At 28.6% G+C, this 1111-nt stretch carries 1 protein-coding gene; it reads right to left on the bottom strand.

All coding sequences use genetic code 11. The annotated features are described in order from the left end of the window. Nucleotides 1–136 precede the first annotated feature (136 nt). The gene (locus K8Z87_RS13780; RefSeq protein WP_227478159.1) at nt 137–1075 is read right to left on the bottom strand and encodes an immunity protein Imm33 domain-containing protein; all 939 of its coding nucleotides are present in this window, start codon (nt 1073–1075) and stop codon (nt 137–139) included. Nucleotides 1076–1111: the final 36 nt, after the last annotated feature.

Here is a 1111-nt window from a genome sequence, read left to right as displayed (position 1 = left end):
CAACGTGTTTGTGTATGATTTCGTTGCGTATTTCAGCAACTAATTTAGCAAATACAAACTAAATAGAAAATCCGCGAGGATTTTCGTAAGTAAGCCTTTACTAGCAATGAATTATACACGGTGTTAGCCTTAGTTATTATTCGTTAATTTCCTCAAATATTCCATTTTCATTACGCTCAAAACTTGTTCCAATTTCAGATTCGAGTAAGTCGATAAACGAATCATCTCTGGATAAAATAGAACCAATTGAAACTAAACTAATATTTTCTGAATCTTCCATATATTCATCAGATTCGTCTCCTGATAAAATTCTCCAACCAGTATCTACATAATCTCTTTCTTCATCTTTTTCCATTGGTTCTTCTCTATAAATATAGTTTATTGGTGCATTTTCATACAATACTTTATTTGTAGCAAAACATCTATCATAATATTTGTCTACAAGATTGGGTTCAGATAATTCTAAATCGTGGTCAATTATGTGTTTATATTCAAATTCTATTTCGTCTCCTGCATATAATTCGTGAAGATAAAATGGATGATTGTCTAATGTTCCTTTAAATTTCTCATCATTAATTTCGGTAATTTCAAGCCACATTCTTTCTGCTCCTGGATGTTCTGAATTAGAAGATTCAAATTCAAATGTGAGTTTTACAATATTACCAACTTTTAGATTTTTTAATATTTCTCTGCTTGGTTTGTAAAAAGTGTATTTGTTTTGTTTAGCTAATTTTTCAGAATCAGTTAATTTCCAACTTCCCATTTTATAACCAAGTGAATTTATTCTCCTTAAATCAACTTCCCATTTTTTATTTAATTTACAGAGTTTAATTACTTTTTTTACTAAATCATTTCCTTTTCTATCAACTATAATGTAATGCTCAACTAATTCTGATGAGAGATTTTCAAACGCAATTCCCCATTCATTATTTTCTATTAGTTCAAATCCGCTTTTTAGTTGTTTTTTTATTCCATTAATGACTTCTGAATCTTCTTCATTAGTTAATAATTCAGATTCTACATATTCAAAAAAGTCTATTACTGCTTGTTTTCTTTTTCTGTTATTGAATATCATTTCTGGGTTTTTCTCTAATTAAGGCTAACGGTCTTG

Origin of the sequence: Winogradskyella immobilis, assembly GCF_021887715.1 — a bacterium.
Taxonomy (GTDB): Bacteria; Bacteroidota; Bacteroidia; order Flavobacteriales; family Flavobacteriaceae; genus Winogradskyella; species Winogradskyella immobilis.
This window is presented reverse-complemented; position numbering and strand designations above follow the sequence as displayed.

Coding starts and splice junctions, on each gene's coding strand:
- K8Z87_RS13780 (WP_227478159.1), bottom strand. CDS start 1,075: ATGATATTCAATAACAGAAAAAGAAAACAAGCAGTAATAGACTTTTTT.